At 40.0% G+C, this 26,932-nt stretch carries 24 protein-coding genes; 11 read left to right on the top strand and 13 right to left on the bottom strand.

What is annotated here, in order from left to right; genetic code table 11:
* Positions 1-18: 18 nt before the first annotated feature.
* The 5 genes from fur to CWC16_RS07830 all read right to left on the bottom strand — a co-directional run bounded on the left by fur (position 19) and on the right by CWC16_RS07830 (position 2,560).
* Complete coding sequence (gene fur / locus CWC16_RS07850; protein ID WP_055015979.1) at positions 19-462, bottom strand: ferric iron uptake transcriptional regulator; 444 nt, start codon at positions 460-462, stop codon at positions 19-21.
* A 190-nt stretch (positions 463-652) separates the two neighbouring features.
* Positions 653-1,180 carry a flavodoxin FldA gene (gene fldA, locus CWC16_RS07845; protein ID WP_138541142.1) on the bottom strand — a complete coding sequence of 176 codons (528 nt, stop codon included), beginning with the start codon at positions 1,178-1,180 and terminating at the stop codon, positions 653-655.
* A gap of 14 nt (positions 1,181-1,194) precedes the next feature.
* Positions 1,195-1,473, bottom strand: a complete 279-nt coding sequence (gene ybfE, locus CWC16_RS07840; RefSeq protein ID WP_004586673.1) for a LexA regulated protein — start codon at positions 1,471-1,473, stop codon at positions 1,195-1,197.
* 2 nt (positions 1,474-1,475) lie between these two features.
* The gene (locus CWC16_RS07835) at positions 1,476-1,697 is read right to left on the bottom strand and encodes a DUF2788 domain-containing protein (RefSeq protein ID WP_004586672.1); all 222 of its coding nucleotides are present in this window, start codon (positions 1,695-1,697) and stop codon (positions 1,476-1,478) included.
* Between the two features lie 95 nt (positions 1,698-1,792).
* Positions 1,793-2,560: an alpha/beta fold hydrolase gene (locus CWC16_RS07830; protein WP_138541141.1), complete on the bottom strand. Its 768-nt coding sequence runs from the start codon at positions 2,558-2,560 to the stop codon at positions 1,793-1,795.
* A 351-nt stretch (positions 2,561-2,911) separates the two neighbouring features.
* Between CWC16_RS07830 and seqA the strand changes: the two genes are divergently transcribed.
* The 7 genes from seqA to CWC16_RS07795 all read left to right on the top strand — a co-directional run bounded on the left by seqA (position 2,912) and on the right by CWC16_RS07795 (position 10,823).
* The gene (gene seqA, locus CWC16_RS07825) at positions 2,912-3,487 is read left to right on the top strand and encodes a replication initiation negative regulator SeqA (RefSeq protein WP_138541140.1); all 576 of its coding nucleotides are present in this window, start codon (positions 2,912-2,914) and stop codon (positions 3,485-3,487) included.
* A 10-nt stretch (positions 3,488-3,497) separates the two neighbouring features.
* Positions 3,498-5,135, top strand: a complete 1,638-nt coding sequence (gene pgm / locus CWC16_RS07820) for a phosphoglucomutase (alpha-D-glucose-1,6-bisphosphate-dependent) (protein ID WP_138541139.1) — start codon at positions 3,498-3,500, stop codon at positions 5,133-5,135.
* A gap of 79 nt (positions 5,136-5,214) precedes the next feature.
* On the top strand, positions 5,215-6,267 hold the full coding sequence (astE, locus tag CWC16_RS07815) for a succinylglutamate desuccinylase (protein ID WP_138541138.1): 1,053 nt from the start codon (positions 5,215-5,217) through the stop codon (positions 6,265-6,267).
* 265 nt (positions 6,268-6,532) lie between these two features.
* Positions 6,533-7,747 (top strand): thiamine pyrophosphate-dependent dehydrogenase E1 component subunit alpha, encoded by a 1,215-nt coding sequence (locus CWC16_RS07810; RefSeq protein WP_138541137.1) that lies wholly within the window; start codon positions 6,533-6,535, stop codon positions 7,745-7,747.
* On the top strand, positions 7,747-8,724 hold the full coding sequence (locus CWC16_RS07805; protein WP_138541136.1) for an alpha-ketoacid dehydrogenase subunit beta: 978 nt from the start codon (positions 7,747-7,749) through the stop codon (positions 8,722-8,724). Before CWC16_RS07810 ends, CWC16_RS07805 begins: the two co-directional genes overlap by 1 nt.
* Before the next feature lie 8 nt (positions 8,725-8,732).
* Complete coding sequence (locus tag CWC16_RS07800; protein ID WP_138541135.1) at positions 8,733-10,319, top strand: dihydrolipoyllysine-residue acetyltransferase; 1,587 nt, start codon at positions 8,733-8,735, stop codon at positions 10,317-10,319.
* 138 nt (positions 10,320-10,457) lie between these two features.
* Positions 10,458-10,823 (top strand): DUF805 domain-containing protein, encoded by a 366-nt coding sequence (locus CWC16_RS07795; protein WP_138541134.1) that lies wholly within the window; start codon positions 10,458-10,460, stop codon positions 10,821-10,823.
* 68 nt (positions 10,824-10,891) lie between these two features.
* Here CWC16_RS07795 and CWC16_RS07790 read toward each other — a convergent pair whose 3' ends face one another.
* Positions 10,892-12,061 carry a putative manganese transporter gene (locus CWC16_RS07790; protein WP_138541133.1) on the bottom strand — a complete coding sequence of 390 codons (1,170 nt, stop codon included), beginning with the start codon at positions 12,059-12,061 and terminating at the stop codon, positions 10,892-10,894.
* Between the two features lie 123 nt (positions 12,062-12,184).
* A complete protein-coding gene (locus CWC16_RS07785) occupies positions 12,185-13,810 on the bottom strand; it encodes a M28 family metallopeptidase (protein WP_138541132.1) in 1,626 nt (541 codons plus the stop codon).
* Between the two features lie 113 nt (positions 13,811-13,923).
* Here CWC16_RS07785 and CWC16_RS07780 point away from each other — a divergent pair, with 113 nt between their 5' ends.
* The 4 genes from CWC16_RS07780 to CWC16_RS07765 all read left to right on the top strand — a co-directional run bounded on the left by CWC16_RS07780 (position 13,924) and on the right by CWC16_RS07765 (position 20,066).
* A complete protein-coding gene (locus CWC16_RS07780) occupies positions 13,924-14,736 on the top strand; it encodes a DUF3025 domain-containing protein (protein WP_138541131.1) in 813 nt (270 codons plus the stop codon).
* Positions 14,733-15,521 carry an ABC transporter ATP-binding protein gene (locus tag CWC16_RS07775; protein WP_138541130.1) on the top strand — a complete coding sequence of 263 codons (789 nt, stop codon included), beginning with the start codon at positions 14,733-14,735 and terminating at the stop codon, positions 15,519-15,521. Before CWC16_RS07780 ends, CWC16_RS07775 begins: the two co-directional genes overlap by 4 nt.
* Complete coding sequence (locus CWC16_RS07770; RefSeq protein ID WP_055017670.1) at positions 15,514-16,722, top strand: ABC transporter permease; 1,209 nt, start codon at positions 15,514-15,516, stop codon at positions 16,720-16,722. Before CWC16_RS07775 ends, CWC16_RS07770 begins: the two co-directional genes overlap by 8 nt.
* 287 nt (positions 16,723-17,009) lie before the next feature.
* Positions 17,010-20,066, top strand: a complete 3,057-nt coding sequence (locus CWC16_RS07765; RefSeq protein WP_138541129.1) for an ATP-binding protein — start codon at positions 17,010-17,012, stop codon at positions 20,064-20,066.
* A gap of 17 nt (positions 20,067-20,083) precedes the next feature.
* Here the strand turns inward: CWC16_RS07765 and CWC16_RS07760 are convergent, their stop codons facing one another.
* The 6 genes from CWC16_RS07760 to CWC16_RS07735 all read right to left on the bottom strand — a co-directional run bounded on the left by CWC16_RS07760 (position 20,084) and on the right by CWC16_RS07735 (position 26,917).
* Positions 20,084-20,923 carry a UDP-2,3-diacylglucosamine diphosphatase gene (locus CWC16_RS07760; RefSeq protein WP_138541128.1) on the bottom strand — a complete coding sequence of 280 codons (840 nt, stop codon included), beginning with the start codon at positions 20,921-20,923 and terminating at the stop codon, positions 20,084-20,086.
* A 229-nt stretch (positions 20,924-21,152) separates the two neighbouring features.
* Positions 21,153-22,877, bottom strand: a complete 1,725-nt coding sequence (locus CWC16_RS07755; protein WP_138541127.1) for a proline--tRNA ligase — start codon at positions 22,875-22,877, stop codon at positions 21,153-21,155.
* A 90-nt stretch (positions 22,878-22,967) separates the two neighbouring features.
* Positions 22,968-23,672 (bottom strand): tRNA (N6-threonylcarbamoyladenosine(37)-N6)-methyltransferase TrmO, encoded by a 705-nt coding sequence (tsaA, locus tag CWC16_RS07750; protein ID WP_055014851.1) that lies wholly within the window; start codon positions 23,670-23,672, stop codon positions 22,968-22,970.
* A 191-nt stretch (positions 23,673-23,863) separates the two neighbouring features.
* Positions 23,864-24,433, bottom strand: a complete 570-nt coding sequence (locus tag CWC16_RS07745) for an outer membrane beta-barrel protein (RefSeq protein ID WP_055019747.1) — start codon at positions 24,431-24,433, stop codon at positions 23,864-23,866.
* A 239-nt stretch (positions 24,434-24,672) separates the two neighbouring features.
* The gene (locus CWC16_RS07740) at positions 24,673-25,137 is read right to left on the bottom strand and encodes an acyl-CoA thioesterase (protein ID WP_055014849.1); all 465 of its coding nucleotides are present in this window, start codon (positions 25,135-25,137) and stop codon (positions 24,673-24,675) included.
* A gap of 133 nt (positions 25,138-25,270) precedes the next feature.
* Positions 25,271-26,917, bottom strand: a complete 1,647-nt coding sequence (locus tag CWC16_RS07735) for an electron transfer flavoprotein-ubiquinone oxidoreductase (RefSeq protein WP_138541126.1) — start codon at positions 26,915-26,917, stop codon at positions 25,271-25,273.
* Positions 26,918-26,932: the final 15 nt, after the last annotated feature.

Below are 26,932 nucleotides of genomic sequence, written 5' to 3'. Positions count from 1 at the left end.
ATTCATTAAGCGTTGTTGTTAGCTATTTGAATCGCTAAATGCTTTGCACGCTACTTTATCTTGACACTCACCGTATAGGTATAAAGAGTGATTCGTCAGCGTGATGCCGTTTTCTTCGGCTATTTCTAACTGGCGACGCTCAATTAGGTCATCTTCAAATTCAACAACCTTACCACACTTCAAACACACAAGGTGGTCGTGGTGAGTGCTGCCAGAAAGTTCGAATACTGATTTTCCGCCTTCAAAATGGTGACGGCTTACAATACCTGCGTCGTCAAATTGGTTTAGTACGCGGTAAACAGTCGCAAGACCAATTTCTTCACCTAAATCTAATAGAATTTTGTATACATCTTCAGCGCTGATGTGTTGGTTATCTGGAGATTGTAAAATTTCTAAGATTTTAATACGCGGTAAAGTTACTTTTAGACCGGCTTTTTTAAGTTCCAAGTTATGATCAGTCATTAAATCTGTCTCAAATTTGTTTGGTTATACTAGACATCTCTTACAGATGCACACGACACATTAGCAATAACAAGGATAACGCGCCTAAGCACTGAGTGCAAAGAACAATTGATCAATTTTGCTATTAAATCTAAAGTCGCTAACTGTTTGATAAATATTTAAACAGTTAGCGATAAAAAGGGGGGGGAGGTTAGTCTGCTAGTTCGCTTAAGCACATTTCGTCATACACTTGCGCGCACCATGCTTTAACACGTTGCTCTGTCAGTTCTGGTTGGCGGTCTTCATCAATGCCTAAACCTACAAAATGGGTGTCATCGGCCATGCCTTTAGATGCTTCGAAATCGTATCCTTCAGTTGACCAATGTCCAACAACAATAGCGCCACGCTCGGTAACGATATCGTTAATCATTCCCATAGCATCTAAGAAGTATTCAGCGTAGTCTTCTTGGTCGCCACAGCCAAAAATAGCCACTAGCTTACCTTCAAAGTCTACCTCTTCAAGTTCAGGGAAAAAATCATCCCAATCACATTGTGCTTCACCGTAGTACCAAGTAGGAATACCGAATAAGATTAAATCGAACTCTGCAATCTCTTCTTTAGAGCTTTTTGCAATGTCGTGAACAGCCACTAGCTTTTTACCCAATTCTTTTTGGATCATTTTTGCTACGTGCTCTGTATTACCTGTGTCACTTCCGAAAAAAATGCCTACACTTGCCATGGACTTCAAACCTTTTATCTATCAATAGCCAATCTTTCTTGTAAAATTGTTTCAATCAGCGCACTACGGCTAATATTTTGTGCATCCGCCATATCACTCAGTGCCTGATATAACTGTGATGAAACTTTAAATTCTACACGCTTTAAACCACGTGCTTTATCTCGTTTTATTTGATTACGTTTATTAACCTTTAACTGCATATCCCTTGGTAAAGGGTTTGTTTTCGGCCTACCAGGGCGCTTTTCGTATTCAAATAAATCGGGAGTTGTTCTATCTGTTTCTGACTTCGCCATGCCTAACCTACACCTGCGCCTTGCCAAAAAACTTGTATAAGCCCTTTCGCAATAAAGCCAGAACAACCTAAAAAGAGGACGCCCCACACAATGTAGCGACCAAACTTAGGTACATTACCACTATTAAGTACGTCTTTAATTGCCAAGCCGATGAATACAAAAATACCGGCTAAGCCAAAGTACAACCCTAGGGTATCAAATTCGTTAATAAACTGACTGACCATCAACGTATAACCTTTAAATTAAACGGCGCGTACTATAGCATATAAATATGCATTAATTTAGTACGGATAACCAAAAACACATGATTAAAATTGCATTAAAGCCCTGTTAAAAAGTCATTTATTGCTTTATTAACCGCAACAGGTTTTTGTGCATGAAGCCAATGTCCTGCACCGTGTATAATTTTTGCTCGAGTATTTTTAAAGCGCTTTGTTATTTCATCGCGGTATTCTGGCAGTATATAATCAGAGTCATTCCCTTTGATAAATAAAGTATCGCACAAACAAGAATTGTTTTCATTAACATTGGCTGTGATCGTCGAATATTTTTTATCAAGTACATCTAAATTAAAACGCCAGTGGTACTCACCATCTTCGTTTTTAACCAAGCTTTTTAACAAAAACTGCCTAACACCTAGCTCATTAATGTACTCGCTCATAATTGCATCGGCTTGTTTTCTATCAGTAATATGACTGGTTGCTACGTCTTTAAGTGCGCTAATAATTTGTGTGTGGCGGGCAGGGTAACTCACAGGGGCTATATCAAGTACCACCAGTTTATTTACTTTTTGGCTATGCATTAGCGCCACTTCCATCGCCACTTTACCGCCCATTGAGTGGCCAATCAGGTGCGCATTATTAATATTTAATGCGTTCATCAGCTCAACAATATCCGCCGCCATTGCTGGGTAGTTCATTTCTTCGCTATGCGGTGACGCGCCATGGTTACGTAAGTCCACATTAGTTACCCTAAAGTACTCGCTTAATGGTTTTGCAATAACATTTAGGTTTTCTAAAGAGCCAAATAAACCATGAATAATCACTACATCAGGGCCTTCACCATATTGTTTATAGTTTAAAAGCATGACCGTCTCCTCAAATTTTGGCTTAGTTTGCCGAGCATTGCTTTAAAAAGCAAAAAATATAGCGGCTAACTTTGCTGTACGCGTTTTTAAACGACAGAAAGTTTATTTTTACGCCACTTTTGCTATTTAGAGATATCAGTCCAAAGCGGTTTATAAATAAACAAAGTAAACACTTTAAATTTTTAGTGACTGATATTTACTACATTGGGTTTATGAAAAAATAAACAACACACTTCAATTTACGCGCTTAACGGATATATTTATGCGAGTGCTTGTTGTAACTCGCATTTATATTTGGTTTGGGTATAATCACGGGGAAAGAAAAATGTGGCCCGTAATGACAGGAACAACATGAAACAAATCGACATAGACGACGAGTTATATCAGTATATTGCTAGCAATACACAAAGTATTGGCGAAAGCGCATCCACTATTTTACGTCGTTTATTAAATCTAAACGGCACTGACAACACGCCCGTTGCTAACAACAATCAAAACAACCAAACAACGACTCAAGCCCCACTTGATGACACGCCAGCTAACGACGACAGCCAAGAGCAAGAGGTTGTCACACCCGTGAAGCAAACAAACGCTAATGTATTTAATATCTTAAATAAAGAAGAACTAGCAATGCAAAAAGGGGTTGTCGGTAGGTTTTTATTTATTTTAAGTGCTTTTTATAGAACACATAAAAAAGAATTTAGTGCTGTGCTTGATATAAAAGGGCGTGACCGCGTTTACTTTGCCACCAGCAAAGAAGACTTAATTAATAGCGGCAGTAGTATGAATCCTAAAAATATTACTGACAGTGAGTACTGGGTTATGACGAATTCAAACACAACACGTAAAAAAATGATGCTACACGAGGTTGCACTGTGCTTAGGTTATTCAGCAGAGCAAGCAGAAGAAATTCGCGATTACTTGTAAGGAAATAAACATGGCTATTCATTCAGGTGCTGGGAAATCTGCGCCACAATCATCTTTAGTTAACGTACCAAAATTGGTATCGGCTTATTACTTAAATGAGCCAGATTTAGAACAAAACCCAGAGCATTGTGTTGCTTTTGGTACGTCGGGTCACCGTGGTTGCTCTTACGATGTTAAGTTTAACGAATCTCATATTTTAGCCATTACACAAGCTATTTGTGACTACAGAAAGCAAAACGATATTTTTGGTCCGCTTTTCTTAGGTAAAGATACACATGCGTTAAGTGAAGCTGCTTTTAACTCTGCCATAGAAGTATTAGTCGCTAATGAGGTGCAAGTAATCACCCAGCAAAATCACGATTACACTCCGACCCCTGTTATTAGCCATGCGATTGTTTGCCATAACAAATTAAACCCTAACGAATTAGCCGATGGTATTGTGGTAACACCTTCACATAACCCGCCAGAAGACGGTGGCTTTAAATACAATCCACCAAACGGCGGCCCAGCAGATACCGATGTAACTAAATGGATTGAAGATAGAGCAAATCAATTGCTATTAGAAGATTTAGTCGAAGTTGAGCTATTTCCATTTGCTAAAGCATCTCGCTCTGGTTTTATTAAATACGAAGATTTAATGACGCCATACATTAATGACTTAGAAAATATTGTTAATTTAAAAGCTGTTAGCGATGCGGGTATTAAAGTGGGTATTGACCCGCTTGGTGGCTCTGGTATTAACTTTTGGCCGGTAATAGCGCAAAAATATAATTTAGATTTAACCGTAGTAAACGACAGTGTTGATCCGCGTTTTGCATTTATGCCCCTTGATAAAGACGGCAAAATCCGTATGGATTGTTCATCACCGTATTCAATGGCAAATTTAATTAAGTTAAAAGACGACTTTGATATTGCCATAGGCAATGACCCAGATTACGACCGCCACGGTATTGTTACGCCAGATGGGTTAATGAACCCTAATCATTTTTTAGCTGTAGCGATTGATTATTTATTAAAGCACCGCGACTGGGACAGCAGTGTAGAAATTGGTAAAACGCTGGTTTCTAGCTCTATGATTGACCGTGTTGTTGCTCGCAACGAGCGCAAAGTTAAAGAAGTACCGGTTGGCTTTAAGTGGTTTGTAGATGGCTTGAATAAAGGCAAACTTGCTTTTGGTGGAGAAGAAAGTGCTGGCGCTGCATTTTTGCGTTTCGATGGTAGCGTGTGGTGTACCGACAAAGACGGCTTTATTATGGGTTTACTTGCAGCTGAAATACTAGCTGTGACGGGTAAAACACCATCAGCGCTTTATAAAGAGTTAGAGCAAGAATTTGGCTCTCCGCTATACAAGCGTTTAGATGCCCCTGCTAGCAGTGAACAAAAGTCACGCTTAAAAGCGCTTAGTGCAAGTGATGTAAAAGCGGATACGCTGGCTGGCGAACCTATTTTACAAAAACTGACGCATGCTCCAGGTAATGATGCAGCGATCGGCGGCTTAAAAGTAGTGACTGAAAATGGCTGGTTTGCAGCTCGCCCTTCAGGAACCGAAGATATTTATAAAATATACCTTGAGTCGTTCAAAGGTGAAGAACACTTGGCGCTACTGGAAAAAGAAGCTAAACAATTAGTTGATTCTGTGATCAGCTAAAACAAGTAAAACTAGTTTAAAACGGCTGATTTATTCAGCCGTTTTTGTTTGTATCTCTCACATTAGAAAAGGGCTTATCATGTTAGCCAAACCAAATTATTTAAATGATTTAAAAAATACCGGTGATTTTTTAACGCTTAGTCGTAATAATGAATGGCATTTAGAGGCAAGTGAATTTACGTTAGAGAATGGCACAGGCGTTACTGTTCACGATACAGGTGTTATTGAGTTTCAACCAAAGGTTACAACGTCAAAAGATATAGTACTGTCAAGTGCGGTACATGGTAACGAAACCGCACCCATAGAAATATGTGACGATTTAATAAAAACAATAATAAAAGGTGAGCTTGAATTAAATCAGCGTGTGCTCTTTATTTTTGGTAACCCAAAATCAATAAATATTGGCCTGCGTTTTGTAGAAGAAAACTTAAATCGTTTGTTTAACGGGCACCACACTGTTGAAGGTGTGCCAATGAATGACGAGCGCAAACGTGCGGCAAAACTAGAGCAATATGTAACTGACTTCTTTGCTCGTGGTCAGCATGGCAGTGCTCGATACCATTATGATTTGCATACTGCTATTCGTGGCTCAAAAAATGAAAAATTTGCTGTGTATCCTTATCTTCATGGTAAACCATGGAAAAAATCGCAGTTACAATTTTTACTTAGCTGCGGTGTAAATACCGTATTGATGATGAAATCACCAGCAACCACATTTAGTTATTATTCTTCGTATGTGCACGGCGCAGATTCATTTACGGTTGAATTAGGTCAAGTTAAACCGTTTGGTGAAAACGACATGGCACGCTTTGCAAAAACTAAGCAAACGCTAACTGCATTAATTAGCCAAAAAGAAGTGCAATACCCACATTTTAATGCAAGTGACTTTGAGCTGTTTGCCGTGCATCGCACAATTAATAGAACGCAGCAGGACTTTAGCTTTCCGTTTTCTGATGATGCAGAAAATTTCACAGGGTTTGCTAAAGGTGAGTTGCTAGCAACAGACGGCGATACCCCTTATTATGCCGATGTGGAAGGGGAAGCGATTATTTTTCCAAATGCGCACGTTGCGCTTGGGCAAAGGGCATTGCTTACCGTTACTCCTATGCAAGTAGATAGTAATTTCGTCTAATAAAGCTCATCAGACCACTCGCCTCAAATGTTTAACTGTATGTTTTTATTGGTTTAATAAATGCGTACAGTTAACTTTCCATATTTTTAATCGTATTTTACTTTTGTTTCGTCTTACACGTGTTGAATAACAGCTTACGTTAACGTAAGGTGGTGGCAGCTTTAATTAAATACAGCGCAGATGCTGCAAAGTTTATTCGCAAGCCTCACCCATAACAAAAACTTAAAAGGGGTGCTGTATCACAGACAACAAGAGAAGGTAGGTTATGAGTAATCCAAATAACGTATCGCTGAATATTAACCACGACCTCGAGTTTATAGACGGTCATGCGCTAACTATTCCAACCCTTAGTATTTTAACTGAGGACGGCGACATTCATCCTAGTGCTACCGCACCGACTATTTCTAAACACACAGCACTTAAACTCTATGAAACAATGCGTTTTATTCGCTTACTTGATGAGCGTATGCAAGGCGCGCAGCGCCAAGGCCGCGTAAGCTTTTATATGCAGTGTTTAGGCGAAGAGGCTGCTGTTACAGCGTCTGCTGCTGCACTTGACCAAAACGATATGATTATGGCGCAATACCGCGAACAAGCCGCTTTGCATTACCGCGGGTTTACGCTTGATCAATTTATGAATCAGATGTTTTCTAATGAATTAGATTTAGGAAAAGGGCGCCAAATGCCGATTCATTATGGTTCAAAAGAATTAAATTATATGACCATATCATCGCCTCTCGGTACGCAAATCCCTCAAGCGACAGGGTATGCCTATGGCCAAAAAGTAAAACACATTGACGCAAAAACCGGCGAGCTTGCAAGCACCATAGATAATGTAACGATATGTTACTTTGGTGAAGGCGCGGCATCTGAAGGAGACTTTCATGCGGGGTTAAATATGGCTGCGGTGCACAAAGCCCCTGTGATATTTTTTGCACGAAATAATGGTTATGCTATTTCAACGCCTGCTGATGAGCAATTTAAAGGTGATGGCATTGCTTCTCGCGGTGTGGGCTATGGTATTAAAACCATACGTGTTGATGGTTCAGACGCATTAGCTGTGTTTGCAGCAACACAAAAGGCTCGCGACATTGCAGCAACGCAAGGTGAGCCGGTATTAATTGAGTCAATAGCCTACAGATTAGGCGCTCACTCAACCTCAGATGATCCAAGTGGCTATCGCTCAAAAGATGAAGAAGCTACACATAAAGTTTGCCCAATTGATAAATTTAAAAAATGGTTGATCAAACAAGAGTGGTTAAACGAAGAGGACGATGCTAAAGCGAAAGAGGTTATTCGAGAAGATATTTTAGCCGCCCTTAAACGTGCTGAAAAAGTGCAAAAGCCAGCGCTTGAAGAGCTAATATCAGATGTTTACGATACGCCAATTCCTTCACTTGAGCGCCAATATAACGATTTAAAAGCACATATAAAGCAGCACCCAGATGCGTACCCAATCACAGCAGGGAGAATTAAGTAATGGCTAAAATGAACATGCTACACGCAATTAATTCTGCACTCGATATCACCATGAATGAGCACCCTCAGGCGTGTATTTTTGGTGAAGATGTTGGCTATTTTGGGGGGGTTTTTAGAGCGACCTCAGGTTTGCAAGAAAAGTACGGTAAACACCGCGTATTTAACACCCCGCTTACAGAGCAAGGTATTTTAGGTTTTGCCAATGGCTTAGCTGCGTTTGGCGCACCTGCACTTGCCGAAATACAGTTTGCTGATTATATTTTTCCGGCATTTGACCAAATAGTGAATGAGTCTGCCAAATTTAGATACCGTAGTGGTAATGAATTTAATGTGGGCAATTTAACGATTCGCACACCGTATGGTGGCGGTATTGCGGGGGGCTTATATCACTCACAATCACCAGAGGCCTATTTTGCCCATACGCCAGGGCTAAAAATAGTGGTGCCGCGTAACCCTTACCAAGCAAAAGGGTTACTACGCGCTTGCATTAAAGACGATAACCCCGTCATTTTCTTTGAGCCTAAACGCTTATACCGCGCTTCTACCGGCGAAGTACCAGAGGGTGATTACAGCATTGAGCTTGGTAAAGCCGAAGTCGTACAAGAAGGCACAGATATCACCGTGCTTGCTTGGGGTGCGCAAATGGAAATTGTTGAAAGCGCTGCAGAACAAGCCAATGAACAAGGCATTAGTTGTGAGGTGATTGACCTTAGAAGCATATTACCGTGGGATGTTGAGACAATTGCTAAGTCTGTCACTAAAACAGGACGTTTAGTGATAAGCCACGAAGCGCCTATTACCAATGGTTTTGGCGCCGAAATTGCGGCGACTATTCAGCAAGAATGCTTTTTACACCTAGAGTCACCCATTATGCGGGTTTGTGGTTTAGATACACCTTATCCACTTGCGCTTGAAAAAGAATATGTACCTGATGCGCTAAAAGTAATGGCCGCAATTAAACAATCAATGGATTTTTAGGGGATACCATGGCTAAAGATTTTATATTACCCGATATTGGTGAAGGCATTGTTGAGTGCGAAGTGGTTGAGTGGCTAATACAAGAGGGTGACACAGTAAAAGAAGATCAACCCATTTGTGATGTAATGACAGACAAAGCACTCGTACAAATACCGGCTGTGCACGATGGCGTAATCACCAAATTGTATTATCAAAAAGGGGAGATAGCGCAGGTTCATGCCCCCTTGTTTGCTATGGATGTAGTTGGCGAAAGCCAAAGCGAGGAAACTCCCACAGATGAAGTAAAAAATACACAAAGTGATACCTCATCCTCATCACAATTAGAAGATTTTATCCTACCGGATATTGGTGAAGGAATTGTTGAGTGTGAAATTGTCGATTGGCTGGTAGCCGAAGGCGATGAAATACAAGAAGATCAGGCTGTGTGTGATGTAATGACCGACAAAGCGCTGGTACAAATTCCTGCTAAATATACAGGTACAGTGCAAAAGCTTTACTATCAAAAAGGTGAAATTGCCCAAGTACACAGCCCGCTATTTCAAATGAGCATAGCTGGCAGTTCAGCAAAACCAAATGTTGATGTAAACGAAGCCGTTGTAAAAGCTCAAAGCAAAGCGGCAGATAAAGCTGTGGCAACGCCACAAACAGCAGCAAATAAAATTGTTAATAAAAAAGCGGTTGCCTCACCTGCTGTAAGGCGAAAAGCACGCGAGTTAGATGTTGATTTAACATGCGTGCCGGGCAGCGGAAAAAATGGCCGTATTTATAAACAAGACATAGAAGAATTTATTAAAGGTGAGGTACCTAACACAATAGATACATCACCACTTAGCGGCGCTAGTTCTAAAAATAGTGTGACACAAAGCACAGAACCAAAAACACAAAGCGGGGGTATGCGTACAGAGCCAATTAAAGGCATTAAAGCGGCTATGGCAAAGCAAATGATGGCCTCGGTCTCAACAATCCCGCATTTTACTTTTAGTGACGAGATAGACTTAACGCAATTAATTGCCCTACGAGCCAGCTTAAAAGAGCAGTATAAAGCGCAAGGCATAAAGCTCACTATGATGCCATTTTTTATCAAAGCGTTATCACTTGCGATGAAAGAGTACCCAGTGCTTAATTCTAAAGTAAATGATGACTGCACTGAGCTTAGCTACTATGACGACCACAATATAGGGGTAGCGGTGGACTCCAAGGTGGGTTTATTAGTCCCTAACATTAAATCGTGCCAATCTAAGAGTGTTGTTGAACTTGCAAACAGCCTAACTCGCTTAACTGATGCTGCACGCGAAGGGCGCGTATCACCCGATGACCTAAAAGGGGGCACCATTAGCATTTCAAATATTGGTGCAATTGGTGGCACTATTGCGACCCCAATCATTAATAAGCCCGAGGTTGCAATTGTTGCCCTAGGAAAGTTACAACACTTACCGCGTTTTGATGAAAGCGGCCAAGTTGTTAGCAAAGCTATTATGCAAGTAAGTTGGTCGGGTGATCACCGTGTTATTGATGGCGGTACAATTGCGCGCTTCAATAATTTGTGGAAGTCGTATTTAGAAAACCCATCAGTAATGATGATGGCAATGAGCTAAAATTAGCCTCGTAAAAAACCAGCAATTTGCTGGTTTTTTGTTTTAAAACGCTGTGTTTTTAATTAAGATACAATTGTTACTAAAAAGTAATAACTAAAACCCGCTAGGGAATATAAAAACTAACACTAAGGAATTGTAATGGAACATTATATGAACGCGCTGCGTAGCTACGCAGATTTTTCAGGGCGTAATCGCCGTAAAGCATTTTGGATGTTTTACTTAATAAATTTATTAATTAGCATTGTACTAGGTTTTGTTGATGAGCTAATGGGTGTAGCTGTAATTGGCACTATCTATAGCTTGGCACTGTTAATACCTCAATTGAGCGCTGGCGCACGCCGTTTACACGATACTGGCCGTTCTGGCTGGTGGCAGCTACTTTGGTTAGTGCCAATTATTGGTTGGATTGTCTTAATTGTGTTCCTTGCGCAAGACTCACATGAAGGTGAGAATGATTTTGGTCCAAATCCTAAAGAGTTAACGGCTGAACCTGCTTCGGTATAAATAACACGTGAGTATTAAAAAAGCTCAGCAATTGCTGAGCTTTTTTGTACTTATGATTTTTAAAACTGTTAACTTAAAAAGTAAAGCCCGTAACCAACAACTAAAGCAGGTATAGACGTATACAAGGTAGCAATTACAGCTGCCTTTGGCGCCATTGCAATTGCTGGAAATAGTGCATCACCATCGTTTGAAATTGCATTAGCAGCTAATGCACTAAAAGGAATAATGCCTTGTATATAAAGTGTGGTTACGATTATTTGTGGCCCACAGCCAGGTAAAAAACCAATGATGACTGCAATCAACGGTGCTAAATAGGCGTAGTGCATAAACCACGTTTTTAAATCAAGGCCTACCACACTGACTAATATTTCAAACAGCATGAACGAAGCAACCACCCATGCAGTAACAAAATGTGTATCTTGAAGTACTTTTATAAGCTTTGAAGGCGGATTACATTCATCCTCCTCTGAGGTTATCTCTTTATAGGTTTCACCTTTAGAAGAGTAGGCCCAAATAACAACCGTAAACAGGGCCATTGCTGCACCAAATAAGCTAATTCCGGTGCTGGTATACTGACCAAATTGGCTAAAGTCCACATTAAATGCAATTAAAAGTGCAATGATTAAACTTGGAATAATGGCAAACATCCACACAGGTTTGCTTACTTTTATTATTTTAGTAGGCAAAATTTTTACTTGGTGTTTTTGCTCTTGTGCGCTTGGGCGTAAAAAATCAGGTGTATGAATTGCATTGACTATTAACCCACATAGTGTGCCTACCACTAAACCTATAGCCATTATTGTTAAGCCTTCAGTAGGGCGCGTAGCAAGCAGTAAAAAAGCAGCATCACCCATTGTAGCGGTAAGTACAGCAACAATGGCCCCGAAACTTGCTTGGCCTTTAGTATATTGAGTCACCACAATAATAGCACCACCACAGCCAGGTAAAGCGCCAAGGACGGATGCAAACAATACCTCAAGTGGTTTAGATTTAGCGCTTAAGTAGCTCATTTCTAACTGAGGGATATGTTCTATTGCGTAGTAGTAAATAAGTAACGTAGCTGCTACAAATACACTAACTTGAAAAAACGCATCACTGAGTGCAGTAATGGTTATTTCGCGAAGGCTAGGTACAGCTAAACATACCAATAAAAAAAGTGGTAGGAGTAAGCGTTTATTTTGGCTAACAAACCGTTTGGAAGCTGGCGTAATAAATCCTATTTGAGAGAGTAAAATCATAAGTGTGCCCCAGTTTTATTTTATCTAGGGCACACTGTATAATTTTTGCAAATGATAATCAATATCATTTGCATCTATTTAAATCGATGGCTCAGTTTGAGTTTATCGATTACGGGCTATTTGTTATTTACGTTGAAATTCTGAGTTTTCGTACCATAAGGGCCATTGTGCTTGCTCTGAAATATCAAAGCCTACTTTATAAAACAGCTGTAAGTCTTGCACCGCACCCGATAAATCCCACTCGTCGCGGTATCTATCACATGGCTGATGGTAACATCCACGTAGAACTAAGCTCATACGCTTTCGGTAATTAGCTGTATCCTCATCAGCGGCAATCGTACCGCCGCCTGCATACATAGCCGGAATACCCATGTTTGCAAATGCAAAGTGATCAGAGCGGTAATAACCACCTGATGAAGGTTTAGGGTCGCCAGCTATGGTTCTACCTTGCTCTTTTGCGGCTTTTGCTAGCAGGTCGTCCATTTGTGACTTACCTAAACCTACGACGTTCATGTCTTTTACTTTACCTAATAAGTTTAGACTATCCATGTTTATATTGGCGACAGTTTTATCAGCCGCAATAACTGGGTTTGCAGCGTAGTATTTAGAGCCAAGTAAGCCTTGCTCTTCAGCCGTAACAGCTAAAAAAGTCATTGAGCGAGTAGGGTGCGTTGGCAACTTAGTAAATGCCTCTGCTACTTCAATTAGCCCTGCGGTACCTGTGGCGTTATCGTGTGCACCATTATAAATTTGATCGCCCTTACGGGTTGTATCTGTCCCTAAGTGATCCCAATGCGCTGAATAAATAACATGCTCATCTGCTTTCTCGCTACCCGGTAGCGTGGCGATAAAATTATACGATACTGACTTCTTAATCGTGTTTTTTACATTAACCGTTGCAGTTAAATCGCCCATATCAATGTTATAAGCACCTTTAGCAGCATTGGCCTTAGCAGTCTCAAAATCAAGGCCCGCTTTAGCAAATAACTCTTTAGCTACATCCGTGGTGACCCAACCCTCAACCGCAACGCGGTCCATATTGTTGTTTTCTTTTTGAAAGCCAAACTGCTCTCCACTCCACGAGTTTTCAACCACTGACCATGGGTATGACGCAGGGGCTGTCTCGTGAATGATAATTGCACCTGCGGCGCCTTGACGACTCGCTTCTTCGTACTTATAGGTCCAACGTCCGTAATAGGTCATTGCATCACCCGTAAATAGCGCAGGATCTTTAGTCGCAAAACCTGGGTCGTTAACTAGCATAACAACAGTTTTGCCTTTTACGTCTAGGCCTTCGTAATCGTTCCAGTTATATTCGGGGGCGTTTACACCGTAACCAACAAATACAAGCTCTGAATTTTCTATGCCTTCTTGTTCACTGATACGGCTACTGCCCATAACCATATCTTTTTTATATTGATAGTCTTTACCACCAATACTTAATACCATATTTGAATCAGCTTCTAATGAAACAAGCGGCACTTCTTGTAAAAAGCTATCACCATTACCGGGTTCAAACCCTAATGCTTTAAATTGTGTAGTTAAGTAATCTAAAGTTAGTTTTTCACCTTCAGATGAAGGCGCTCTGCCGCCAAATTTGTCAGATGCAAGTACCTTAATGTGAGCAGCAAGTTCATCTTCTTTAATACTGTTGTAACCATTTGTTACATCGGTAGGCGTAATACTTGTTGTTGCACAGCCAGCTAAAACAGCGCCAGCAATCAGTGTGAGAGAGAAATATCGTTTCATAGTAGCTCTATTCTTGTTCTAAGATGAGATTAGTATATTAACTTCTATTAATTAGAACCAGTTTTTGCGGTAAACTGCCCGCAAATTAACAGGATAAATTGTTAAAGGTATAAATGAAGCGCTTTACTCCGCCTGAGCAATGGCAAGTTAGTAGTTTAAAAAGCGGTGCGTTTGAGCACTTACGAACACTGTTTAATATTGATAAACAAACTGATTGGCCATGCCCTGATTGGTTTGCCCCGTATTTAAATGCCATTAATGCAAATAACCTCCCAATAAAGTTTGAAGACGATGCAACCATAGATTTTGGTGAGCGCTATTATGAACAAGTTATTTTTGAAACCGGCATAGTCCCAACCCGAACTAAAAATTGGCACGATTTGTTTGGTGGGTTTATTTGGTGCTTGTTTCCAAAAACAAAGGCACTTATAAATCAGCGACACGTAGAAGAAATAGCGCAACATGGTTTAAAACAGCGTACTAAGCATCGCAATGCTCTTACCTTGTTTGACGAATGTGGTGTGGTGCTTGCCATTAGTGAGTCTAAGTGGCAAGCACTTTTAAAAGAGCACCAATGGAAAACTGCATTTGTTACGCACCGAGATGAGTGGGGCAAAACAATAAAACCATTTATGTTTGGACATGCTAATTATGAAATGATGACAAAGCCATATATAGGGCTCACGGGTAAAGCATTATTTGTATGTGTACCTGATGAAATATTTTGTAAAGATTTAGTTACTCAATATCAGTACCTAGACCAATTACTTTATGAGAAGATAAAAATAGAGCATTGCTTAGCCGATAATAAACAGCTTTCTCCATTGCCATTATTAGGTGTACCAGGATGGCATGACGCAAATGTAAATGAATCGTTCTATGATAATACCGACTACTTTAGAGCTAAACGAAGGATACGAAAATGATAGAAGTCGCAGGGCTTAAAAAAAAGTTTAAGTTAACCAAGGATCATAAGAAAAATAAAGTTGATGATATAGACCCCCGTGAAGATAAAGATTTTTTTCATTCAGTAAGAGATGTCAGCTTTCAATGCGCAAAAGGCGAAGTATTAGGCTTACTTGGCCCTAATGGCGCAGGAAAGACCACTACCTTACGCATGCTCTCAACTGCACTTAAGCCTGATGAAGGTACAATCACTGTTGCCGGCAATGACATAATTAAAAAACCGTTAGTAGGGCGTAAATCAATAGGTTTTTTATCAGGCTCGACGGGCTTATATGGTCGTCTGACTGTTAAAGAAAATATTGAATACTTTGCAAAGCTTCATGGCATGAACAAAGAGCAGATAGCGGCGCGTTGTGAAGAGCTTTTTACTTTGCTCGACATGCATAAATTTATTGATAAACGTGCAGAAAACTTATCTACCGGCATGAAGCAAAAAGCCAATATTGCTCGCGCTGTGGTACACCACCCAGAGGTAGTGGTACTCGATGAGCCAACAACAGGCCTCGACATCATGACAACACAAACAGTGATTAACTTTATTAAAGGGTTAAAGGTGCAAGGCACGCCTGTTATTTTTTCAACGCACCATTTAGATGAAGTCGCACTTTTATGTGACCGCGTAGCGGTAATTAATGAAGGGGTTAGCTGTTTTGATGGCACGCTTGCTGAATTTAAACAAAAAGGCAACAGTGAAGAGCTAAACCAAGCGTTTATGAATATATTAACGGAGAAGCATGATGTTTGAAGTGTTTAAAAAGGAATTAAAAGAACTCCTACGCGACAAAAAAACCCTGTTATTTGTAGTGGCACTACCTGTTGCCGTATTTCCACTCTTGTTTGCTGTGATGGCTTTCATTAGCTCTCAAGCTGCATTAGACGCTGAACAAGAAGTACATACCTACGCAATTATTAATGGCGAATACGCCCCAGAATTTACCGAAAACGTGTTTTACCATAAAAGCTTTGAGCTTTATAAAGGGTCTAGAACCTTTAACAACATTGAAGAGCTAAAAGCGGGTGTTATTGATGGTGAGATTGATATGGGTATTTATTTACCAGCCAACGCTAAGCAATCTTTAGATCAATTTGAACAAAGTAAATGGCAAGTAGTATTCAATGATGCTAAGTCTATAAACTTTTTATTCCAGCGTGTAAAAGAGCTGGCTAAAGAATACAGCGACGTGCTGCAAAGCGAAAAATTAGAAAGCTTTGGTATTGATAAAAAGGCCCACACAGCTTTACTTACTCCTATTGAAGTTGTGAAAGTTGACACCGCAGATAAACGAGAAAACCTAGGTGAAAAGCTCGGCGGATTTTTACCTTATTTACTTATACCTTTAGTTTTGATGGGGGCGACTTACCCAGCAATTGATTTAGGTGCAGGTGAAAAAGAGCGCGGCACATTAGAGACTTTACTGCTTACACCTATAACGCGTACAGAGTTGGTATTGGGAAAATTTATCACTTTATTAACCACCTCAATTGCATCTACCACTATAACAGTGTTGAGTATGGGCGGGTGGATAGCCGTAGCCCTTGCATTTGCTGACCTAGAAGTAATTAAAACAGCGTTTAGTTCACTTGCGGTAAGTGACTTATTGATGATTTTTGTTCTGTTATTACCCATTGCAGCTATATTTTCAGCCCTTGCATTGGCTATATCAATATATGCACGCACCTTTAAAGAAGCACAAAATTATATGGCTCCTTTAAGCATGGGGGTGTTTTTTCCTATAATTGTTTCTATCATGCCGAATATGGAACTTACAGCCAAAACAGCATTCATACCTGTCACTAACGTAGCACTGGCTATAAAAGAAATAGTAAAAGGCACCGTTGATTACACCTTAGTAGGCTTAATCTTTTTAGCAACGGCATTAATTGCCGGGGCATTACTTGCCTTTTGTGTTAAGTGGTTTAACCGCGAAGATGTATTGTTTAGGTAATTAAATACTTTTGTAAGCGGGCAGGGTTTTATCTTGCCCGTTTGTGTATTTTTATAAGTGTAATTTTTTAGCGCGTTTATTCTTAAAACACTCTTATTTGTGTGTTTTTTGTCTTTGATTCATCTTAAATTAATACTGCAACTCAATAGTAATACTAAGTAATTAATTTAGAGTATTTGTTCGAATTTTAATTACGTATTTTTAAATAACTAATTATTTTAACTTCTATTTTTTATTAAATAATCCTCTATAATCTAAGCTAGAAAATAGTGAGGAGTAAGGGTTCAATGCTAAAAAGGAATGTATTTATAACAGCAGCAAGAGGTAATAAATTATTACTTGTTGCTATTATTGTTTTTTTAGTTATTGCATTGCCTTCAGCGTATGTGTTTGAACAAAAAGTGCGTGCAGAAATATACAGCGATGCGCACAATGAGCTTAGTCGTGAGCTTGAAACAAAAGCGGCGTCTTTAAAAAATCATTTAAACGACAGTATTACCGCTATTCGCTTTTTAAACGCGACACCACCCATTCAAGGTATTTCTAGAGCAACCGACAACCAATTAATTGACCCACTTTTACAAACCCCCATTGCTGTATGGCAAGACCGCCTTGCGGATATTTTTAGTGGGTTTATGCGTACAGACGATTCTATTTTGCAAGCACGATACATTATGCTGGCAGAAAACGGCCAAGAAATAGTACGTGTTGATCGCATGCTAGGAGATATAAATAGACTTGAGGGCGCGCAATTACAAAAAAAAGGGGAGCGAGATTATGTACTCAAAGCCAGTATGCTTGATGAAAAAAGCGTGTATATATCGCCAATTAATTACAATCGCGAAAACGGTGAAATACAAAAGCCCTTTGTAAGCACATACCGTGTAGCTAAACCTGTTTTTGATAACTTAAAGCAAGTATTTGCTATTTTGGTGACAAATTATTCTGCCGATAAATTGTTTGAAAGTTTAACTTTTGAACTCCCTCCTGGGGTTAATATTTACTTGCTTAACAATGAAAGCGAGTTTTTATACCATCCAAACCCTGGTTTACGTTTTGGTTTTGAATTTAACCAAGGCAAAACGTGGGGTGATGAATTTAGCCCTTCACAAAATATGAAATTACACGAAACCTTGTTAATAGGTGATATACCAAAGCAGTATTTTTTAAATAAACGGGTAAGTTTTGAAGGCGATGTTGCCATGCTGCCATTAGAGCTTGCGGTTTCTATTGATTCAAAAACGTTACTTGAACGCGTTGCAAAAAGGCGAGAAAGCTTTATTGCTATAATTGCTTCATTTTTTACCATATTTATAATTATTACGTTATTGTACCTGCGTTATATTAACCGCAAGCTGCTGATAAACTCTTTAACAGAGCAAAATAATAAAGTAATTGAAAATTCACTCGATGCCATTTTTACCATAAACAATGATGAGACTATTATTCATTGTAATCAAACCGCTAAAAAGGTATTTGCAACTAGGCTTGGTAATGACACCATCCGCTTTAATGACTTATTTACCCTTGCAGATGAAGACAAAGACTGTATTAGAGAAACCATTGAACAGGGTTCTAAAATGCCATTTGAAGCGATGTATACTGATGATGACGGCACAAAAGAATATTATTCAATTACGCTTACCAGTGTATTTGATGTATTTAGCAATCGTTATCAAGTGGCTGCTATTTTACGTAATATTAGCTCGTTAAAGCATATTCAATCACAATTACAGGGGCTCAATAGCACGTTAGAACTTAAGGTAACTCAGCGTACTGTAGAGCTAGAGCGAGCAATTGATCAGGCTCTTGCTGCAAGCCAAGCAAAAAGTGACTTTGTAGCTAATATTTCCCACGAAATACGCACCCCTATGAACGGCGTTTTAGGCATGCTTGAAATGCTAAAAGAAGACAGCCTCTCTGAGCAACAACAGCATTATTTAAAATTGGCTAATAACAGCGCTCACTCGTTAATGAATTTAATTAACGATATTTTAGACTTTTCTAAAATTGAAGCTGGTAAGTTAGATATTGATAATCACTCGTTTGACGTAATCTCGGTTTGCAGCGATATGATTAATTCGATTGCACTTCAAGGTCAGCGTAAAGGGTTAGAGGTGTTTTTAAATACCCAAAATGTTATTGATAGAATGGTTATTGGAGATAGCCACCGACTTAAGCAAATTTTAATTAATTTAATCAATAATGCGTTTAAGTTTACGCATAAAGGCGAAGTAAGTTTAACGCTAAATTCTAAATACATTACCGACAGTAAAATTTTAATGAGCTTTATAATTAAAGACACTGGTATTGGTATTGCTCCTGAAAACATAGATAAACTCTTTGATGTATTTACTCAAGAGGATTCAAGCACGACGCGCCATTTTGGTGGCACGGGGTTAGGGTTATCTATTTGTAAAAAGCTGGCACAGTTAATGGGTGGCAATATCACTGTGAACAGTGAGAAAGGAGTGGGCAGCACATTTGTTGCAACGGTAGAGTTACATGTGGCGCAACAGAAAAAACTTAATACGGGTATTGAGCTTGCAAAAGAGGTAAGCGTTGCAGCACTTATTGCACGTGATAATGTATTTAAAAATGTGTGTGGTTTACTAACCCAAACCTGTAAAATCTTGCCAAGCCGCATTACACGACTCGACTATTTTAGCGAGCACAGTGAGTTTGACGCCGATTTACTGATTATTGATGACGAGCACCCGCAAGTTAATGCGCTAATAAGCTATTGCGAAAAGGCAGATAAAAAATACGTACTTATATTGCGAGACATGGTAGTTAATAAACAATCTAAAAAAGTGTTTCCTGATCATAGCCACATTTTACACAAACCGCTCACGCAAGATCAATTTACTTATAAGCTTGGCAGTATTTTTGGCGCTAATAGTGAGTTTGTTTTAACCGCACCCAAACAACCAAATGACTTAGAGCCAGAGCCGGAGTTATCGCGGTATCATGTATTATTGGTTGATGACAACATGATCAATATTGAGGTAGCTAAAGCCATTTTAAAACGCACTGGTTTAAAAATTACCTGTGCCAATGATGGTATAGAAGCGCTCTCTGCACTTAAATTTAATCAAGAGCAACCGTTTGACTTAATTTTAATGGACTGCCAAATGCCTAACCTAGATGGCTACGATACCACCAGCGAGATAAGAAATGCTAAAGCGGGGGTTGAGTATATTAGCATCCCAATTATTGCTATGACCGCAAGTGCTATGGAAGGCGACAGAGAGCGCTGTATTACCGCCGGCATGAATGATTATATTACCAAGCCAATAAAGCCTAAAACGCTTAAAAATAGGCTGTTAACCTGGTTAAACTAAATAGGTTAAGTCAGCAGTTACGCTGCTGACTTATTTGGTTTGGTATCAGTTTGAATAGGTTTAACTAAGCTGGTTACATCGGCTGTATCAAGTACTTTTTGCGTATCAGACCAATGCAACAGCGCTATTTTTCCGCTTGGTTGCTCAACTAATGCGGTACAGCTTTCAACCCAATCACCATCATTACAGTACACTATGCCATCTACCACTTTAATTTTAGGGTGGTGGATGTGTCCGCAAATAATGCCATCGACCTTTTGTTTTTTTGCCTCATGAATAGCGGCATCTTCAAAAGCAGAAATGGCTTCACGGGCTTTATGTACGCGTGCTTTTATCCACGCAGCAAGCGAATAGTAGTCACCGCCAAACACTTTACGAACGCGGTTAGTCCAACGATTTAAAAACAGTAGCAAGTCGTAACCTGCATCGCCTGCAATACTAATTAGCTTGTTGTAGCGGGTTGCCGAGTCAAAATCATCACCGTGTAGCAGCAAAAAGCGCTTATTGGCTTTAGTGGTGTGAATAAACTGCTGGTGGACTTCTACACCAAATAAAGTTTGATTTATGTAGTGGCGAAAGGTCTCGTCGTGATTGCCAGGTATATATATTACACGGGTGCCATCAAGGGCTTTTTGTTGAATGCAACTAAGCACTTGGTAATGGGATGGGTGCCAATAAAAGTGCCGTTTCATCGACCATAAATCAACAATATCACCCACTAAATAAAGCGTATCGCATTCAATTGCGTTTAAAAAATCTAATAAATAGTCGGCTTTACAGTCTTTATACCCTAAGTGTACATCCGATATCCAAACGGCTGGATAATGTTGCTTTTTGCGCTGTTGATTGTTTGTCATGCCCGTCATCCATAGTGCAATAATTAAACAATGTAGATAAATCTAATGACACTTATGAGACACTTTAGCGAAGCCTCCATGACAATTATCTTATGCCACGCAATTAAAAGTTTATTGTGTTGGAAGAGGCGATTAGCCGAGCGGCTCTTATATACATTACGATTAAAGGCACATAAAAAAGGCCGCATGTTTAAATGCGGCCTCGTAGTGTGCTTAAGCGTAGATGTTATTAACCTTTAACAGCCGCTTTGATAGTCTCAATTGCGGTGTCTAGATCAACCATTAACTTTTCGCCGGTGCGGCGATTTTTAAGCTCAACCTTGTTTTCATCAAGATTACGCTCACCAATCACTAAAGTATAAGGTACACCCATTAATTCCATGTCGTTAAACATAACGCCTGGGCGCTCTTTACGGTCATCAAATAAAACATCTAGGCCTGCATCTTTTAAACCTTGGTATAGGTTATTAGCAATATCAGGAATACGATGCGACTTATGCATGTTCATTGGTACAATCGCTAAATCAAATGGAGCGATAGATTGTGGCCAAATGATACCGTAATCATCATTATTTTGCTCAATAGCCGCTGCTACAATGCGCGATACACCAATACCGTAACAACCCATCGTCATTACTTGGTTTTTACCCGACTCGCTCAGTACGCCTGCTTTCATGGCTTCTGAGTACTTTGTACCCAGTTGGAAAATATGACCAACTTCAATACCGCGTTTAATTTGTAAAGAGCCTTGTCCACACGGGCTTGGATCGCCTTCAACAATGTTACGAATATCAGCAACTTGATATTCTTTAACATCGCGATCCCAGTTAATTCCGCTAAAGTGCTCGTCATCTTTATTAGCACCAGCTACAAAATCAGCCATTACGTTAGCAGTTCTATCAACGATAATAGGCATTGTTAAGCCCACAGGGCCAAGTGACCCAGGCTTTGCACCCACGGCAGCAACTATGTCGGCCTCAGTTGCCATTTCTAGCGGTGAATCAACCAGTGGGTGCTTTTCAGCTTTTAATTCGTTTAACTCATGATCGCCACGCAGTACAAGAGCAACTAAACCACGTTGACCGTTTTCATCTGGTGTCCCGTACACAATTAATGTTTTAACGCCGCGGTGTGGTTTAACACCGTAGTGCTTTTTAAGCTCGCTAATTGTTTTAGCATCCGGTGTAGGAAACGCTTTAAGCTCTTTAGATGGCTCAGGGCGACTTTGTGTTGGTGCTAGCGCTTCTGCTTTTTCAATGTTAGCTGCATAATCGCTTGCATCACTAAAGGCAATTGCATCTTCACCCGATTCAGCAAGTACATGGAACTCATGCGACAAGCTACCACCAATAGAGCCTGTATCGGCAAGCACAGGGCGGTATTCAAGGTTTAAACGTTCAAAAATATTGCAGTATGCTTTATGCATAACTTGATAGGTTTCGTCTAAACACGCTTCACTTAAGTGAAATGAATAGGCGTCTTTCATCGTAAATTCACGCGCACGCATTACACCAAAACGAGGGCGTCTTTCATCACGTACTTTAGTTTGTACTTGGTACAAAGTAACAGGCAGTTGTTTGTAGCTGCTAATTTCTTTACGAACAAAATCGGTGATCACTTCTTCATGAGTAGGACCAAGCGCAAATTCACGATTATGACGGTCGTTAAATCGTACCAGCTCAGGGCCAAATTGTTCCCAACGGCCAGACTCTTGCCATAAATCGGCAGGTTGAATTACCGGCATAAGCATCTCTATTGCACCGGCTTTATCCATTTCTTCACGAACAATATTTTCTACTTTACGAAGTACGCGTAAACCAGAGGGCAACCAAGTATATAAACCCGAAGCGACGCGACGGATCATACCGGCTCTAAGCATTAATTGATGCGAAATAATTTCAGCATCTGATGGCGTTTCTTTAAGTGTTGCGAGTATATATTGACTGGTACGCATGATTTTTCCGAAATTAAGTAATATGTTCTTTTTAATAGGGCGCTAAGTTTACCAGCGCTTGCTTTTACACTAAAGCGCTAACTGCACTTTTTAGGTATTTTCTATACTTGTTACTAAGTTATGCTCGCCGTTGACTTGCCAGCGTATATTATAATTATACAGTGTCATGCCATAACTTTGTTCGCCTTGTTTTTGTTTTTTATAAGCTGGGCGTGGGTCTTGTTTTAATACATTAGCAATAAAATCTTTGAGCTCTGGGTAGTGTGTTTGTGTGGCAATAAAGTCAATTGCCTCGGGTGTAAACTCAACACTCATTTGTGTTTCTGGTCGCGTATCGGCAAAGCCTGCACTGGCGTCATGCATTGCATCTGAATACGGTAAGTAAGGCTTTATATCCACAATAGGCGTGCCATCGAGTAAATCTATACCAGCAAGCAGTAAACTAAGTTGGCCGTTTTTATACTCTACACCTTCAAGTTTTACAGCGCTCATACCAATAGCGTTGGGTCTAAACGTAGCACGGGTTGCAAATACCCCTTTACGCTCATTTCCGCCTAATCGTGGAGGGCGCACCATCGCAGAGTAGCCTTTATCGGCAGTTTCATGAAATCTAAACAATAACCAAATGTGGCTAAATTCTTCAATACCACGTACAAATTCTTCGCGGTTAAACTCAGTGGTAAAAATAAGTTTGGCTTTTGCTTGAGGTACTAAACGAGGTTGTCTAGGTATTGCAAACTTTTGTTTATAGGGAGACTGAATGTGACCAACTGCCGAAATGCTATATTCGCTCATAATGCTTATTTATTTAAAAAATAGGGGAGTATTCTACCTCTATTTATAAGTTATAGCAGTACAGTTAGAGGGTAATATTTTAGACCGTATGGTTTATATGCATCCAAAACAAAAGTTAAGGTGGTGGGTAAACATGGGTTAATTAAAAAAGGTGAGCACATGGCTCACCCTTAACTTTAATTTAATTACTATTAAAACATGTATTGAATTGACACTGATGCTACGTCCATTTCTGGGTCAATGTCATCATCTAATTCGTAACGTTCGTATTCTAAACGCATTTGAACATTGCTAGAAAACGCGTACTGAATACCTGCACCGTAAAATACGTCGCCGCCGTCTTGTGATGCTGAAATGCTACCAACAGGAAGCTCTTGTTCTACATCTGCATCCCATTCAAACCAACCACCTTTAGCATATACCGAAAAGCTTTCAGAAAGCGGTGCCGCTAAAGTGGCTGCTAATGATACACCATCGACTTCCGCTTTACTGTCAATGTCACTTACTTCATCAAAGTTTTGATAAGCCAATTCAAGGCCAAAGTGTTCATTAAACTGTGTACCAATGTACCCTTTAAGCATTTGTGCATCGTCGTCAAATTCAGTGTCATTTTCGCTGTCTTCAAATTCAAACGAGTATTGACCATAGCCTACACCTGTATAAATGCGAGGAGAATCAAAATCCGTAATATCAGCGTGTGCTGCAGAGTTAAAACCCAGTGTTGCTAAAGCAATTGCAGAAAGAGAAAGTGTTTTAATCATTGTATAGCTCCTTTAAAAAATAATATATGTTTGACCAACTTATCAAACGACAATTAGATATTTGCAGCGAGCATGCCAATAACAATAATTGATTACAAAATAGCCGCAAAAAGGACATTTACGGCTAATATAGGTTGTTTTTGTATTTTTTATAAGCAGAGTGAACTTTTTTGAATTTTTGTTTTCTAAATAAGGTTTGTACCTTTTACACGGTTTTTTGTGAGTTTTACATTGTACGTTTATACTTTATGAAGCAAGTTTTCTGTTTCTATCGCAATCTGTTTCATCTTAATTGCATAGTTTTCTAATTTTTTATCTTCATCTGTTACTGCTTTAAATGCAGGAACCTCTACTGGGTAACCTGTTTCGTCCATAGCTACAAAACTAATAACACAGTGGTTAGTTTCAACCATGTTTTGTGTTTTAGGATCGCCACAGCGCACTTGAATAAATATTTGCATGCTGGTTGAGCCTGTATGCGCTATTTTGGCTTCTACCTCTACAATTTGACCTACAAGGATAGGACGTCTAAATTTAACCCCAGCTACAGAAACAGTCACACAGTAATGACCACTCCATCCGGCAGCACAGGCATAGCCCGCTTGGTCAATCCATTTCATGACCACACCACCGTGGACCTTTCCCCCAAAATTTACATCGGTTGGCTCTGCTAAAAAACGAAATACAACATTTGACGACGGCATATTAAACTCTCACTTTGTTAAACTTAATTAAGAGCATAACGTAAAAAAGGGGCCGAAGCCCCTGCAATTTAGGATAAGTTTATAATTTATATGTAAAAGAGGCGTTTTTTATACGCCTTTATGCATAAAATAGTTACATATTTGGGTAGTTTGGCCCGCCAGCACCTTCGGGTGTTACCCAAGTAATGTTTTGGCTTGGGTCTTTTATGTCGCAGGTTTTACAGTGCACACAGTTTTGAGCATTAATCACAAACTGATCTTCACCTTCAATTTGTTGCACTTCATATACCCCTGCAGGGCAATAGCGCTGTGCGGGTTCATCAAACTTTACTAAATTAACCGCAATAGGAATGGCGGGATCTCTAAGCTTTAAATGGCAAGGCTGCGACTCTTCATGGTTAGTATTAGATAAAAACACGCTAGAGAGTTTATCAAAGCTAAGTAGGCCATCAGGCTTAGGGTAGTCAATGTTAGGGCTGTTAGCTGCATCTTTAAGCGTGTCGTAATCTGGCGTGTTATCTTTAAAGGTAAAGGGCAGAGCACCGTTGAAGATGTTTTGATCTAGGGTGTTGTACGCACCTCCAACAAATTTACCCAATGTATGCATCGCAGGGCCAAAATTACGCGATTGGTATAGCTCTTTATAAGCCCATGAATTTTCAAACTCGTTTGTGTATTCAGCTAAATCTGTATTGGCGTGGCCCATGTTAAGTGCATTAAAAATAACTTCTGCCGCCACCATCCCCGACTTCATTGCAGTATGATTACCCTTGATTTTGGCAAAATTGAGTGTACCGGCATCGCAACCTATTAATAGCCCACCTGCAAAATGCATTTTTGGTAATGAATAAAGGCCGCCTTTGGCAATAGCGCGAGCACCATAAGCAATACGTTCCCCCCCTTCAAGGGTGTGTTTAAACACAGGGTGGTGTTTCATTCGTTGGAACTCATCAAATGGACTTAGGTGAGGGTTCGTGTAATTTAAGTCAACAATTAAACCTACAACCACCTGATTGTTTTCACAATGGTACATAAATGAGCCGCCATTAGTATCGCCACTCAGTGGCCAGCCCGTACCATGAACTACTTTGCCTTGTTGGTGTTTGCTTGCATCAATTTGCCATATTTCTTTAAAGCCTAAGCCATAGTGTTGTGGCGAAGCTTCTTTATCAAGCGCAAACTCATTGATAAGTTGTTTCCCTAAATGGCCGCGACAACCCTCAGCAAATATCGTGTATTTGGCACGAAGCTCCATACCTGGCATATAGCCATCTTTTTCATTGCCATCTTTATCAACACCCATATCACCCGTGATAATCCCTTTGACAATGTCTTGCTCAATAATTAAAGAGTGAGCACTAAAGCCTGGGAATATCTCAACGCCCAAGTTTTCGGCTTGCTCTGCAAGCCACCTGCACACATTCCCCATCGATACAATGTAATTGCCTTCATTATGAAATGTTTTAGGGGTCGCAAAGCGAGGGAGGGCGGTGGCTTTTTCACCGTTATTAAACCAATAAATTTCATCGTGGGAGACTTGCGTTGTAATAGGCGCGTTAAGTTCTTGCCAGTTTGGTAAAAGCTCGTCTAAGGCTTTAGTTTCAAATACCGCCCCTGAAAGAATATGCGCGCCTACTTCGGAGCCTTTTTCTACTACACAAATATTCAGTTCTTGTTGTTTTTCTTGAGCTAGTTGCGCGAGCTTAATGGCACTGGCAAGACCTGCTGGGCCCGCGCCTACAATAACTACATCAAATTCCATGGTTTCACGTTCGACCATAATAACCTCTTAATC

The organism is Pseudoalteromonas sp. S3776 (assembly GCF_005886915.1).
Classification (GTDB): Bacteria; Pseudomonadota; Gammaproteobacteria; order Enterobacterales; family Alteromonadaceae; genus Pseudoalteromonas.
Note: the sequence above shows the minus strand (reverse complement) of the source record. Positions and strands in the feature narration are given on the sequence as shown.